Source organism: Marivirga salinae (assembly GCF_030503855.1).
GTDB lineage: Bacteria > Bacteroidota > Bacteroidia > Cytophagales > Cyclobacteriaceae > Marivirga > Marivirga salinarum.
The window spans coordinates 1,302,007-1,315,821 of record NZ_CP129971.1 but is presented as its reverse complement, the minus strand read 5'-3'; the positions used below and the strand labels follow the sequence as shown (position 1 = coordinate 1,315,821).

Genomic DNA, 13,815 nt, shown 5'->3' with positions numbered 1-13,815 from the left:
GACCTAAACCTTACAATTTATCCACAATCTTCTCTAAATCAATGTTTTCCCAATTTTCTAAAATATCAGGTTTCTGCATAACTTCATCCATTATGACTTGTTGTTTTTTTCCAATTTCAAAAGCTTCGGAATAGCGTAAATCACTAAAAGTAACCATAGAATAAAGTGGAATCCATTTATCTGGGAATTTTTCATGCAGTTTAGCTTCAATCTTCTTTTGAACCAGGAATTTATCATCTGCCACTAAATCTCGCATTTCAACAAAGTTATGTAAAGCTAAATCCGCAATAGCATCTCCATCCTTTTTTCGCACTTCTTGATATTCAGCCAATGTATTTTCCCAATCGTCAGAATGTTTATCTAATAATAAATTGAGTTCGTAGCAGTCTTCAAAGCCCGCATTCATTCCTTGACCATAAAAGGGAACTATGGCATGTGCCGCATCACCTATTAAAACGCAATTATTTTTAACCCAAGGCTCACATTTTACGGTCACTAAAGAAGAAGTCGGATTTTGAAAATATTCATCTTGAATATTCTTCAAATGAGGCAAACTATCAGGAAATGTATTTTTAAAAAATTGTAATACTTGTTGCGGAGTCTGTAAACTTTCGAAGGATGGTTGCCCTTCAAAAGGAAAAAACAAAGTACAGGTAAAGCTTTTATCTAAATTCGGTAAAGCTATCAACATATATTGCCCTCTTGGCCAAATATGTAATGCATTAGGCGCTATAGCAAAATCACCATCCTCAGTAGGCGGAATTGAAAGTTCTTTATAACCATGTGGAATATAATATTGCTCATAATTAAATCTATCCGTTTTCAACATTGCCTGACGCATCTGTGAATAGGCTCCATCCGAACCAAAGAGCAAGTCAAATTGCATGGTTTTTTCTGTCTCTGGAGTTTTAAAAGTCACACTAGTACCTTCTAAATCAACAGATTTGCAAGTATGTTCGAATTTGATCTCAACTCCTGAAGCTTCAGCTTTTTCCAATAAAATCTTATTCAAATTTCCTCTCGAAACAGAATTAATAAACTGTCCTTCCTTTCCATAAGGTTGAAAAGTAAGTTCGCCATCTTTGCTATGCATCATTCGGCCTTCCATTGGGAGCATAATCTTTTTTACTTCCTCAATTACGCCAATGTCTTCCAATGCTTTAATTCCCCTTTTACTTAAAGCCAAATTAATTGAACGACCCGAATCTGAAGAAGATTTTCTCATATCGTCACGTTTCTCATAAAGGCTGACTTTATAGCCTCTTTTTCTTAGATAAATACTCAAAAGTGCACCCACTAAACCTGCACCCATAACTCCGATATGTTTAATTTCTTTCTTCAAAATCAGTTTATTTTACAGCTTTTACAGCTTCTCTTAGCTTTTCTATAAATCGGTATTGTTCTTCAAAAGTATTATACAATGGGACTGGAGCTAAACGAATTACATCCGGTTCGCGCCAATCTCCCAAAACCCCTCTTTTCATTAACTCATCAAATAAAGGTTTCCCATATTTCAATAAATATAAGGATAATTGACAACCTCTGTTTTCAGGCTCTTTTGGAGTAAGAATTTCAAATATCTTTTCTTCTTTATTGAATTCATTGATTAAAAATTCAAGATAACCTGTTAAAAGTACACTTTTCTTCCTCAAGGCCTTCATGCCCACTTCTTTGAAAATTTCTAAAGAGGCATAATGAGCTGCGTGTCCTAAAACATTAGTGTTGCTCAATTGCCATCCGTCTGCACCTTCCATAGGGATAAACCCCTTTTTCATTTTGAAACGCTCGGCCTCATCATGTCCCCACCAGCCTGCAAAACGAGGTAAATCCTTTTCATTGGCAAATCTTTCATGCACATAAATCCCAGAGACATTTCCAGGGCCAGAGTTTAAATATTTGTATGTACACCAAGAAGCAAAATCTACATCCCAATCATGGAGTTTCAATTCAATATTTCCTGCTGCATGTGCCAAGTCAAAACCGGCATAAGCTCCTACTTTATGAGCTGCTTTTGTGATACTTTCTAAATCAAAGAATTGACCAGTATAATATTGCAATCCACCCATCATCACTAAGCACAGTTCATTTTGATGTTCCTCAATAGTGGAAATTATGTCTTCAGTTCTTAATGTGTCTTCTCCTTCTCTAGGAGCAATTTCTACTAAAGCTTCTGCAGGGTCAAATAATTTTTGCCCGCCATGATTTGCATGAAAATCTAATTGTGTTTCAAATACATATTGATCAGATGGAAAAGCTCCTTTTTCAACTATTATTTTGAATTTTTTAGCTGTGGGTCGATAAAAAGAAACTAAGAGTAAATGAAGATTGACCGTTAAATTATTCATTGGCACCACTTCAATAGGCTTTGCTCCCACTATTTCTGCAATAGCTTCTTTTCCATATTCATGATATTTATACCAGATATTTTCTTTCTTCTTATTAAAATGGCCTTCCACACCGAAAAGCTCCCAGTCTTTCATTTCCTTTTCAATAAAAGAGCGAGTTCTTTTAGGTTGAAGCCCTAATGAATTCCCCGTATAGTAAATCACTTGCTGACCATCAATAACCGGAATATGAAATTCATCTCTATATTTTTTTAACGGATCTTCTTGATCCATTTTTTGTGCGTATTCTAAAGTATTCTGATAATTCTCTGCCATTCTATGAATTAATGTAATGTAGTTTTATAGATTCTATATTTAAATTAAGCTTTGTATTTCAATTAGTACTCTTTTAAAATAATCCTAATTGCCTATTAGATTCTAATTCAATTAGAAATTTTTTGTTTGGCAATCCTCCAATGTAGCCTGTTAAATTCCCGTGCATGCCCACCACTCTATGGCAAGGAATCACGATTGGAATTGGATTTTTACTCACTGCATTAGCGACTGCTCTAATTTTTTTAACATCTCCCATTTGAGCCGCTAATTTACCATAGCTTATTGTTCTTCCGAATGGAATATCAATCAATTTTTGCCAGAACTTCCTTCTGGAATTCTGTTCCTGTTAAAGAATATTCAATCTGAAATGTTTTTCTATGCCCATTAAAATATTCGAGTAATTGGTTTTCCAAACTAGTCACCACTTTTGGTTTTACTCCTTTTAAGGTATTATTAGGCTGGTTAAATGATATCTTGGCAATTCTATTTCCAGACACTCCTATTAAAAGCTTACCAATTTTGGTGTCAATGAAAAATTCTTGTTCAATGCCCTGCATATTCTTCCTGATGTAAGCCCAACCATTTTAAAGCATTTTGTCCCAAGAGTTTTGCTTTTAACTCATTAGAGATATCACTTTCCTCAATAATTTTTCCTGGTTCTAATTCCCCCAAAGGAAATGGGTAATCAGTACCTAAAGCAATAAAATCTTCGCCCATAGTTTTAATCAAATATTCTAAAGTAGATGGATCATGAACTAAAGAATCCACATAAAACTTCTTTAAATATTTACTAGGATGATGAGGATTATCAATAGCACACAAATCAGGACGTACATCAAAACCATGCCCAATTCTACCAATAGTGGCAGGAAAAGATCCTCCACCGTGTGCAAAAGCCACTTTCAAATCTGGTAGTTTTTCAAATACGCCTCCGAAAATCATAGAACAAATTGCTCGAGAGGTTTCTGCTGGCATGCCCACTAACCAGGGCAACCAGTACTTTGGCATTTGATCTTTTCCCATCATATCCCAAGGATGTACAAAAATAGAGGCTCCTAAATCTTGTGCTGCTTCAAAAACAGCAAACACTTCCGGGGCTTCCAGATTCCAATCGTTAATGTGGGTTCCAATTTGAACTCCAGCCAAGCCTAATTCATTTACACATCGCTCCAATTCCTTAATTGCCAAATCAGGAGCTTGCATAGGTAAAGTACCCAGGCCAATAAAACGATCTGGATATTTATCTACAATGCCTGCAATATGGTCATTTAGCATCATAGATAAATCAAGTGCATCTTTAGACTTTGCCCAATAACTAAACATAACAGGGACAGTAGATAATACCTGAACATCCACATTGTGCTTCTCACATTCATGTATTCGGGTTTTAGGATCCCAGCAATTATCTTCTACTTCCCTGAAGAATTTATCATCCATCATCATACGAGCACAACATGGCTTGTGATGCTCCAAACGAATAAAACCACCATAACCATATCGCTCACGCAAATCAGGCCAGTTTTTAGGCAAAATATGTGTGTGTATATCGACTTTTAAAGGCCTTTTTGTTGCTATGTCAGCTACTTTTTCCATCAATACAGAATCTAATAATGATAAATATTAGTTATTTAGTATTCAATATAAATTACAGTTAAAATTAACTCCATTAATTGCCCAATAAGCTCTGTTTATACAAATCTTGGATCAGTTTCCATTACATGTCCACAGTTATCGCAAGTGCGCAATTCCTCTGAAGCGTAAAACTCTTTAAAACGAGGCAAAAAATCTTTCTCTATATCTATTAAAGGGAAATAAGTTTCATGCAATTTGTGATTACAATTATCGCAAAACCACAGTAAACCATCCTTCATATCAGTCCCTTTTCTTACCCTTTCCACAACCAACCCAATAGAATCTTTTTTTCGAATCGGACTGTGCGGAGTATTAGCAGGACATAAAAACATATCACCAGGACCTAAATCCATGGTAACAGCTTTTCCATCTTCCTGAATTTTAACAGAAATTTCTCCTTCCAATTGATAAAAAAGCTCTTCGGTTTCATTATAATGATAATCTTTTCGAGCATTTGGGCCAGCCACTATCATTACAATATAATCTCCTGCTTCCTTATATAGGTTTTTATTTCCAACTGGTGGTTTTAACAAATCTCTGTTTTCCTCCACCCACTTTATTAAGTTAAAAGGTCTTTTTATTGCCATTGTTTCTCAATTTTATAAAGCTTAAAATAGTCTTAACTTCAAATTGATTTTGTTAATCTTCTAAATTTAGTGAAATTAAGACGGAGTTTAAAATCAGTCATACAATATTAACAGATGTTAATATTCTTCTATAAAAATAATTAAAATGGATTTAAATTTATCGGGAAAAAGAGTTTTAGTAGGTGGAAGTACGGCAGGAATAGGTAAAGCTATTGCTCATGCATTTGCAAATGAAGGCGCACATGTTACACTAATCGCAAGAGATCAATCAAAATTAGAAGCCACTAAAAATGAACTACCAAATAATAATCAAGAACATCATATTTTAGTCGCAGATTACTGCCATCCAGAATCATTAAGAGAAATAGCATTAGCGTATTGTACCAAGCATCAAGTAGATATTTTAATCAATAATACGGGGGGACCAAGCCCAGGACAAGCTCATGAAGCTCTGGGGAAAGATTATATGATTGCATTTCAGCAACATCTGATTTGTAATCAATATTTATCACAAGCAGTAATTCCCAATATGAAAAGTGAACAATACGGAAGAATTATCAATATAATTTCCACATCTGTTCGTCAGCCTATCCCGAATTTAGGGATTTCTAATACTGTTAGAGGAGCGGTAGCTAGTTGGTCAAAAACCATTTCCAATGAATTAGGTCCTTTCGGCATAACTGTAAATAATGTATTGCCAGGAGCAACTATGACAGGAAGACTAGAAGGGTTGATACAAAGTAAAAGTAAAGCAAGTGGCAAAAGTTTGGATGAAGTTAGCAAAGATATGCAATCAAAAATCCCTGCTGGCAGATTTGCTGAGCCACATGAATTAGCTGATGCCGTGTTATTTTTAGCTTCAGAAAAAGCATCCTATATCAATGGAGTAAATTTACCTGTTGATGGGGGTCGATTAGATTGTATTTAATATGGAAATATTAGCCAATTATATCAATGGAGAATTAACTCCTCCTCATTCATCTGAATATTTTGATAATATAAATCCAGCAACTGCAAAAATTTTTGCAAAGATTCCACTTTCTAATGAGGAAGATTTAAAATCTGCAATAGAATCAGCAGAAAAAGCATTTCCAGAATGGAGCAGACTATCGGCTAAAGAAAGAGCCGACTATTTGATAAAAATATCAAATCTCATTAAAGATAATTTAGAAGAACTTGCAATAGCTGAAAGCAAAGATACGGGTAAGCCACTGCAATTAGCAAAAACTGTTGACATACCAAGAGCCAGCGCAAACATGGAGTTTTTTGCATATGCCATTACTCAATTTAGCAGTGAATCTCATGCTGGAAAAGATTCTATTAATTACACACTGAGAAAACCAATAGGCGTGGTTGCTTGTATTTCACCATGGAATTTACCGCTATATCTTTTCACATGGAAAATTGCTCCAGCACTTGCGACAGGGAATTGTGTGATTGCAAAGCCTTCCGAAATCACACCTTACACCGCATACTTATTAAGTAAAGTTTGTATAAAAGCAGGACTACCAAAAGGAGTATTAAACATTCTTCATGGGACTGGACCTGAAATTGGAAACTCTATAGTGCAAAACAAAAAAATCAAAGCTATTTCCTTTACTGGCGGTACGACAACAGGCCGGAAGATAGCTGAAATTTCAGCTCCCATGTTCAGAAAAATTTCTTTAGAACTAGGCGGCAAAAATCCTGCTTTGGTATTTGCAGATTGTGATTTAGAAAAAACAGCTGAGGGCTTAGTTCGGGCATCATTTGCAAACCAGGGTGAAATCTGTCTTTGTGCTTCTCGTATTTATATTGAAGAATCTATTTATGATGATTTTAAAACTCAATTTCTTGAGAAAGTAAAAGCTTTGAAAGTAGGCAATCCTTCAGATGATTCAACTAATATGGGAGCTTTGGTTTCCACACAGCATTTAGAAAAAGTGAAAAGCTATATAACTTTAGCTAAAGATGAAGGCGGTACATTATTATGTGGTGATGAAGATTTTGAATTAGAGGAAAAGAATAAGGATGGATATTTTTTACGACCTCATGTTTTTGAAAATTTACCCAATCATTGCAGAACGAATCAAGAAGAAATTTTTGGGCCTGTAGTGAGCTTAAATACTTTTAAAAATGAGAAAGAAGCCATTAAACTTGCAAATGAAAGTGAATATGGCTTAGCTTCCAGCATTTGGACGAATGATTTATCAAAAGCGCACCGAATAGGAAACCAGATAGAAACTGGGATAGTCTGGATTAATTGTTGGATGAATCGCGATTTAAGAACCCCATTTGGTGGAATGAAAAATAGTGGTTTAGGTAGAGAGGGTGGTTTAGAAGCTTTGAGATTTTTCACAGAGCCCAAAAATATTTGTATACAATACTAAACTAACTAGAAAAAGAAAAGCCAATCAGGAATCCTGATTGGCTTTTAAACTTCTTAGTCAATTTATTAAGCTTGAGCCGAAGAGTCTGAAGACGCTGCCTCAGGACTTGGTTCTTTCAATTTTGCAATATGGAAAGTCTTTCTAGCTTTATGTCCACAATAAGAACATTTGAAATACTTCATTAACTCACCATCTTCAGTTACAGTTGGAGATTTAATAATCTCTTCCTTAACTACTTTTAGAGTTTGGTAATTACACTCAGAACATTGTAATGCGTGTAAGTGACCAGAATATTTCTCAATTTTAGTATAACCAGTTTCTTCATCTACCCATACATCATAATCAACTGAAAAGATATCTTCCTCTGCTTGCATACCTTCATCAAGGTAAACATCTTCTTCTTCTTCACTCAAAAGCTTCATAGGCTTTCCAGTTTTAGGAGAAATTCTTGGAGTGTATCTTAGTTTCTTTAGACGCTTTTCGATGTAAAAAGGAAAGTAAAATCGTAGTACATTCTGAATAATTACACCAATGATAAGAGCCAACATACCAGAAACAAAAATCTTAACGGCTAGCCATAAAAATTCAGTTTCGCCAAATAGGGCATTAACCCATATTACAGCACCAATCAATATAATTACAGCAGAACGCCATAAGACATCGATTTCATTTTTATTAATGTAATCATACTTTTGCTTGAACTCTTTTAAGGTACCTAACCTCAAGTAGTATAATAAAACAAGTAAGACGGCTATCCCAATAATGACCATACCTACGTAAGGACCATAATGGTTTATCATGTCAAAGATGCTTTGGTTATTCTCTGCCATAATTCAGTTTTTTAGTGATGGTAAATTTAGTTTTCTAATTCGAAATATTAACAATTCATTGCATGAATACAACGAAACTTTAAGCAAGTTAAAATTAATTGCGTAAAATTCTATCAATAAAGTTATATAAATTAATTGAAATACCTAAAAAATTTTTTTTTTATTACACATAGTTAAGCTTTTACTCAAAGCAAAAGCAACTAACATGCTCATAAACAATTATTTACATATATCAATATTAATAATAAATTTAGAGATTTTAAAATAGAAAACACTAAAACATCAAATAAAAAAATATTTATCCGTTTAAACACAACTATTAAACGGTAAAATGGGTCTTAAAAACATCTGGAATCTACTCCAGAATTTGATTTATTTATTACATTTTAAAATTAAAACTAAAAAGGTTATGAAAAAATTTTTGAGAAATGGGTTAATGTTAGCTGCAGCTGGAACGCTGTTTTTTACAGCATGTGATCCGGAAGAAGAAACTCCTGTAGAGAGTGCGCCAGAAGTAAACTTGTCAGTTGAAACTGAGCAAGACACCTATTTACCTGGTGATGTTATTAATTTAGTTGTTGATTTTACAGCTGACGCCCCAGTCGTTGGTTCAACTATTGATATTGAAACTACTGAAAATACTTTTACTTTATCAGCAAACGGTATTTCTGACAATATAATTGATTTAAATGCATTTAGTGTAGCTAGTGAAACTGAAGGTAGTTTTACAATTGAAGGCTTACAAATACCTGATCAAGCAGCTAATATGACGTTAAGTTTTCTAGTATCAATGGAGGATGAAGATGGTAGAACAGGTGAGGGTACTTTGGATATTGAAGTTGGGGAAAATCAAGAACCACTAGTTAATTTTAGTGCAATCTTATTAGCTGCTCCATTACAAGATGATGCAGGGTCAACAACAAGTAAAACCTCTGAAACTTTTTTTAGTACCAATACAGGTGAAACATATTCAATGGCACAGGTAAATGGAAGTTCTGAACCATTATCAGCAAACATTGACTTTGGTTATTTTTATGGCTCAGGGGAATTTGACACTGAAGCAACCATTGCTTCTCCAGCTCATTATCCATTTGAATATGGTCAGAACGCATGGGGTGCTAGAAACAACACCTTAATCAGAGCTACTACAGTAACTGAATCTCAATTTAATGAGGCTAATCTAAGTTTTATAACAGAAGCTTTTGAAAATGGGGCTCCTGGAAATACTGACGGTAGAATTGTAAACTTAGCTGAAGGTGACGTTTTAGCTTTTGAAACTGATGGTTCAAAAGATGGTGGAGCAAAAAAAGGCTTACTATTAGTTGAGTCAATTACTCCAGGAGATGGTGAGAATGGTCAAATAGAATTTTCAATTGTAATGGAAGAATAAACATTAAAAGAGTTTAAACACAAAAGGCTCGGAAAATAATTTCCGAGCCTTTTTTATCTTCTAATATTTCTAAAAAATTATTTCACCGCTTCCAAAGCCTTTTCATAATCAGGTTCATTCCCAATCTCCGGTACTAACTGATTATATAAAACTTCTCCATCAGGATTAACAACTACAACCGCTCTCGCATTTAGTCCTTTAAATCCTCCATCAATTAGTTCAACTCCATAATCTTTTCCGAAGCTATCATTTCTGAAATTGGATAATGGTAATGCATTATCAATTCCTTCCGCACCGCAAAATCTTGCTTGTGCAAAAGGCAAATCTTTTGAAATACATAAAACCACCGTATTATCTAATGAAGCAGCCTTTTCATTAAATTCCCTAACGGACATGGCGCAAACGCCCGTATCTACACTTGGGAAAATATTTAAGATCACATTTTTCCCTTTATAATCAGAAAGGGAAACTTCTGTCATATCAGTTTTGACCAATTTAAAATCAGGTGCTTTTTGTCCTTTAGCGGGTAAATCTGCAACTGTGTTTAAAGGGTTGCCTCCTAATGTTACTTCTGCCATAATTTTATTTTTAATTTAGTTTACCTTTGTTAAACTTGAATGCTTACGAATAGTTATTGTTTTCCCTTTAAGAATTAAAAAAATGAATTCATTAAAATTATATGCGGTCGTTTTGGGTGGTGCAGCAGAAAAATCAAATACTGAACTGCATGATGTGGTATTTGCGGTTGGTGAAAATATAGAAGATTGCTATTTTCAATTATTGGATAAATGGTTCGGTCTTCCTGAAAAAATGCATGTCGATTCGTATATGGAATTGGACGTGGTGGACGGATATGAAATCAGCTTGCAAAAAGAAAAAAGTAAGGAAAAGGATATAAAATTATTCTTCATCAATTTAGGGGCTTATAAAGAGGGTGATTTCATGGAACATCATGCCAACACTTTTTTGGTAGGCAAATTAGCCACTGAAATTAAAAAAAGAGCAAAAGAAAAATTATTAAATGGCTATGATCAAGTGCATAAAGATGATTTATATGAAGTGGACGATATGATAGCTATTGAAGAATTGGATGGTTATCATGTTCATCTTAATATAACTGATAAAAAAGAAAACTTAAAGCCTGTAAACGGCTATCATGTTTTGCCTAAGAAAGTGGTCAAAGATTTTTTAGAGCAGAAATAATAAAAGGGGAACCGACTGATTCCCCTTTTTATGTTTAGTTAAGAATGTCGTTTAGTTAAGCTTTAAAGCCCCCTCTTTTGTTCTTCCACAAAAGAGAAGAGAAATTGCCTCATCCTTTTATTCTTCTCCTTATTAAGATGGATATTTATCTTAACTAAACGATTTCAATTTTACTTTTCTTCCTTTTTCTTATCCATTGAAAGTGCTTTTATCACTAATCCGATAAAGCCCCCCAAGGTGATAGTCAAACATACTACCATTCCGATTATTGCTTCAGTACTCATCATTTTTTAACAAATTTTTTGTAAAACCATCCATTAAATACAATTGCAACTACTAAGGCAATTCCCCACTGAGTTACTATACTAGCATTACTGTAAACATCCATCACATTCCAGTTTCCTTCTGCATCGAACCATGGATATTCACTATAACCTTGACTCATCCACCAGTACACTAAGAATAATCCGAATAGGAAAATAGCATATACCATGATTTTGAAATACCAATTCGCTACTGTAAAATCGGAGCTTTCGTCAATAAAATCCTTTTTATACTTAGTAGGGCCATATCTGATAATTAAAAATGCAATAAAAATACCACTTACTAACAATCCTAAGCCCCATACCCAATCTTGATTTTTGAATACATCTAAAGAATAAGCCGATGGGAAACCAATTATAAAACAACATGCTCCTGCTACAAATGCAGCTTGTTTTCTTGTTAAGGTATAATCAGTTAAATTTTTAATGAGCAATTGCATCATGGGCAATAAAGAACTAAAGGCCGCCATTAGAAATGCTCCAAAGAATATAAAGGACAATATCGGTCCTCCTGGCATTTGCGCAAAAAGCTGAGGAATTACGGTAAATGTTAAGGCCTGGCTTCCTGAATGGAGATAATCCATAGCGCCTTCAGGAGTAGCGGACATTGCAAATACGGCTGGTAAAATTGCCATAGCGGCTAAAAGTGCAGCAGTATTATTACCAAAAGCCCCAAGAAATGTATTTAAAGTAACATCTTCTCTTTTATTGGAAAAGGAACCAATTGTAATCATCAATCCCCATCCTGCACCAGTACTCCAAGCGGAATCTGTGATTGCTTCAATCCAAATGGTCGGATTTGAGAATTTCTCTGGATCAATGGTGAATAAATATTCTAATCCTTGATAACCTCCTTCCATATTTAAAGCAAAAGCGGAAACCACCATTAACAATATGAATAAGGTCGGGATTAAAATCTTATTAACTTTTTCTAATCCGTTTTTAATTCCTTTACTCAATACCCAAATAGCCCCAAGAATAGTCACCATATAACAAACTACAGCCACCCAGCTAGAATTGGATAAATTTGACCAAAAGTTGTTCATGAAATCAGTTTCTCCAATTTGTTGGTTCAACTCACCCGCGCCAAATAGATAACCTATGAGCACTTCTGTGTTTAAGATGAAATACCGGAGCGACCAGCCTGTAACTACAGAATAATAAAATGCGATTCCTAAAGTTACGATGGTGATAAAAGTCCCCATCCAGTTGAATTTCTTCCCAGCCAAATTACCTAAAGAACCTAATGTACCTTTCTGGTAATGTTTACCTAATGCTAATTCAGCCATTAATAAAGGAATAGACCAAACTAAAAGAAATAACATCCAGAGTATAATAAAGGTGCCGCCATATTCCCCAGCAATTCTTGGAAAACGCCAGAGATTTCCAGCACCAATTGCCATTCCTAAAGAAGCTAGAATTATACTCCACCTACTACTAAATTCTTCAACTTTTTCCGCCATAAATGTCTTGTTTAGTTTAAAAACAAGCCGAATTTAGTTAAACATATTACTTTGTCAAATTTATAGGTAGATTCATTTGGGGGCTATGGAGGAAATAGCCCAGATTTTTACAATGTTTGGTGATTAAATTAAGTGATTCTAATACGGGTAGAATGTGTGATAAATCTTACTCTGCCTTCTGCTTTTTGGCTTTTTGGTTAAGGTATTTTACTAATTTATCGTATTCTGTATTCTCTTTATTGGAAAGTTTAATGACTTTTTTCTTCCCATATAGGATTTTAGTTTCTCTGAATTCACCTTGTTTGGTTTTGACTACATCTTCTCTCCAACCTCTTATATCAGCAAGTGGCAAATCAATCCGGCTGCGACTAATAGGAAAAAATATATTCAATTTATTATTGCCTGCTTTTACAATCTTTACTGCCGCCAATAATTTCCCTAAAACTAGTAAAGCAATGACCAATGTTATTGGAGTTAGAATGAGCTTCACTATAAAGAAAGACTCACTATTCAATAGGCTATCTAACAATAGGAAGAAAGACACAAATACAAGAATTAAAAAAATGCTTAAAGCGAATACAGTATTAATGCGTGGTTTTGATACAATCATAAAGCTTCAACATCAAATTCTAATTCAATTTTAGAAAGTAATTCCAATTCTCCTTTCTCAAACATTGCTGGTAAACTTGCTAAATCAGTTCCTTTTTCAGCTTTATAATTATTATAATCCTGAAAAATCACGCCCTCTACTTTCTCTTTATTAATGGATTCTCGAAAGCGCACTCCTCCACCTTCTGTTTCATATGAATAAGCAAAGTAATCCATATCATAGGTGTTTGCATTGAACCAAAACATGAAAACATCTTCGTAATCTGTACCTCCACCCTCTTGCTTAAATTTCACCTCTATAGTTTTATAAGGCTTTCCTTTAATAAGAACATCTTCTTTATTGTGTGCTATTACAGCCTCATCTTTCAAATTGTAAGGAAGCAAAGCAAAGTAGTGAACGGAATTCACTGAATTTGCATAGGCTGCAGAATCTTTAGCAGATAAATCGACTTTTTCACCATCAATTAGTCTCTTGAAACCACTATTATTCAAAATATCATTGATTTCACTATCAGTTGAATCTCGGAAAATTCTTTCATACTGAAAACTTCCCCCAGCATGTCTGAGTGAATAAAATTTATCCCTGAATTGAAATTGAACATTCAAAGAATCATAGGCTTCACCGCCATGAAATTCAATAGCATTTTGAATTACTTTATAAGCTGACTGCTCACTAGGATTGCAAGCATTTATAAAAAATGTTAAAATTATTACTCCAAATATATTTTTCATAAAACAAAAGTACGCCT

Annotated in this window: 15 protein-coding genes; 4 read left to right on the top strand and 11 right to left on the bottom strand. The window is 34.3% G+C overall.

Annotated elements, in window-relative coordinates; genetic code table 11:
- Positions 1-10 precede the first annotated feature (10 nt).
- The 6 genes from QYS49_RS05685 to QYS49_RS05660 all read right to left on the bottom strand — a co-directional run bounded on the left by QYS49_RS05685 (position 11) and on the right by QYS49_RS05660 (position 4,879).
- Entirely contained in the window at positions 11-1,342 is a 1,332-nt protein-coding gene (locus QYS49_RS05685) for an FAD-dependent oxidoreductase (RefSeq protein ID WP_308350747.1), read from the bottom strand.
- Between the two features lie 7 nt (positions 1,343-1,349).
- Positions 1,350-2,660: a kynureninase gene (gene kynU / locus QYS49_RS05680; protein WP_308350746.1), complete on the bottom strand. Its 1,311-nt coding sequence runs from the start codon at positions 2,658-2,660 to the stop codon at positions 1,350-1,352.
- A gap of 73 nt (positions 2,661-2,733) precedes the next feature.
- On the bottom strand, positions 2,734-2,970 hold the full coding sequence (locus QYS49_RS05675; protein WP_308350745.1) for a methylated-DNA--[protein]-cysteine S-methyltransferase: 237 nt from the start codon (positions 2,968-2,970) through the stop codon (positions 2,734-2,736).
- Positions 2,963-3,217, bottom strand: coding sequence for a hypothetical protein (locus QYS49_RS05670; protein WP_308350744.1), 255 nt, complete (start codon positions 3,215-3,217; stop codon positions 2,963-2,965). The genes QYS49_RS05675 and QYS49_RS05670 overlap by 8 nt, the downstream gene beginning before the upstream one ends.
- Complete coding sequence (locus tag QYS49_RS05665; protein WP_308350743.1) at positions 3,204-4,253, bottom strand: amidohydrolase family protein; 1,050 nt, start codon at positions 4,251-4,253, stop codon at positions 3,204-3,206. Before QYS49_RS05665 ends, QYS49_RS05670 begins: the two co-directional genes overlap by 14 nt.
- Before the next feature lie 95 nt (positions 4,254-4,348).
- Positions 4,349-4,879 carry a 3-hydroxyanthranilate 3,4-dioxygenase gene (locus QYS49_RS05660; RefSeq protein ID WP_308350742.1) on the bottom strand — a complete coding sequence of 177 codons (531 nt, stop codon included), beginning with the start codon at positions 4,877-4,879 and terminating at the stop codon, positions 4,349-4,351.
- Positions 4,880-5,024: 145 nt separating this feature from the next.
- Between QYS49_RS05660 and QYS49_RS05655 the strand changes: the two genes are divergently transcribed.
- Together QYS49_RS05655 and QYS49_RS05650 are read left to right on the top strand one after the other, a co-directional pair.
- A complete protein-coding gene (locus QYS49_RS05655; RefSeq protein WP_308350741.1) occupies positions 5,025-5,807 on the top strand; it encodes an SDR family oxidoreductase in 783 nt (260 codons plus the stop codon).
- A gap of 1 nt (position 5,808) precedes the next feature.
- On the top strand, positions 5,809-7,248 hold the full coding sequence (locus QYS49_RS05650; protein ID WP_308350740.1) for an aldehyde dehydrogenase: 1,440 nt from the start codon (positions 5,809-5,811) through the stop codon (positions 7,246-7,248).
- Between the two features lie 65 nt (positions 7,249-7,313).
- On the opposite strand, the gene QYS49_RS05645 is transcribed toward QYS49_RS05650, so the two are convergent.
- Positions 7,314-8,078 (bottom strand): hypothetical protein, encoded by a 765-nt coding sequence (locus QYS49_RS05645; protein WP_308350739.1) that lies wholly within the window; start codon positions 8,076-8,078, stop codon positions 7,314-7,316.
- 409 nt (positions 8,079-8,487) lie between these two features.
- On the opposite strand from QYS49_RS05645, the gene QYS49_RS05640 reads away from it, so the two are divergent.
- The gene (locus tag QYS49_RS05640; protein ID WP_308350738.1) at positions 8,488-9,468 is read left to right on the top strand and encodes a hypothetical protein; all 981 of its coding nucleotides are present in this window, start codon (positions 8,488-8,490) and stop codon (positions 9,466-9,468) included.
- 77 nt (positions 9,469-9,545) lie between these two features.
- Here the strand turns inward: QYS49_RS05640 and tpx are convergent, their stop codons facing one another.
- Complete coding sequence (gene tpx, locus QYS49_RS05635) at positions 9,546-10,046, bottom strand: thiol peroxidase (RefSeq protein ID WP_308350737.1); 501 nt, start codon at positions 10,044-10,046, stop codon at positions 9,546-9,548.
- 82 nt (positions 10,047-10,128) lie between these two features.
- Between tpx and QYS49_RS05630 the strand changes: the two genes are divergently transcribed.
- Positions 10,129-10,671, top strand: a complete 543-nt coding sequence (locus QYS49_RS05630) for a DUF1543 domain-containing protein (protein WP_308350736.1) — start codon at positions 10,129-10,131, stop codon at positions 10,669-10,671.
- Positions 10,672-10,954: 283 nt separating this feature from the next.
- On the opposite strand, the gene QYS49_RS05625 is transcribed toward QYS49_RS05630, so the two are convergent.
- The 3 genes from QYS49_RS05625 to QYS49_RS05615 all read right to left on the bottom strand — a co-directional run bounded on the left by QYS49_RS05625 (position 10,955) and on the right by QYS49_RS05615 (position 13,798).
- The gene (locus QYS49_RS05625; protein WP_308350735.1) at positions 10,955-12,457 is read right to left on the bottom strand and encodes a sodium-dependent transporter; all 1,503 of its coding nucleotides are present in this window, start codon (positions 12,455-12,457) and stop codon (positions 10,955-10,957) included.
- Between the two features lie 166 nt (positions 12,458-12,623).
- Complete coding sequence (locus tag QYS49_RS05620) at positions 12,624-13,001, bottom strand: hypothetical protein (RefSeq protein WP_308350734.1); 378 nt, start codon at positions 12,999-13,001, stop codon at positions 12,624-12,626.
- A gap of 62 nt (positions 13,002-13,063) precedes the next feature.
- A complete protein-coding gene (locus QYS49_RS05615) occupies positions 13,064-13,798 on the bottom strand; it encodes a DUF6503 family protein (RefSeq protein ID WP_308350733.1) in 735 nt (244 codons plus the stop codon).
- Positions 13,799-13,815 lie beyond the last annotated feature (17 nt).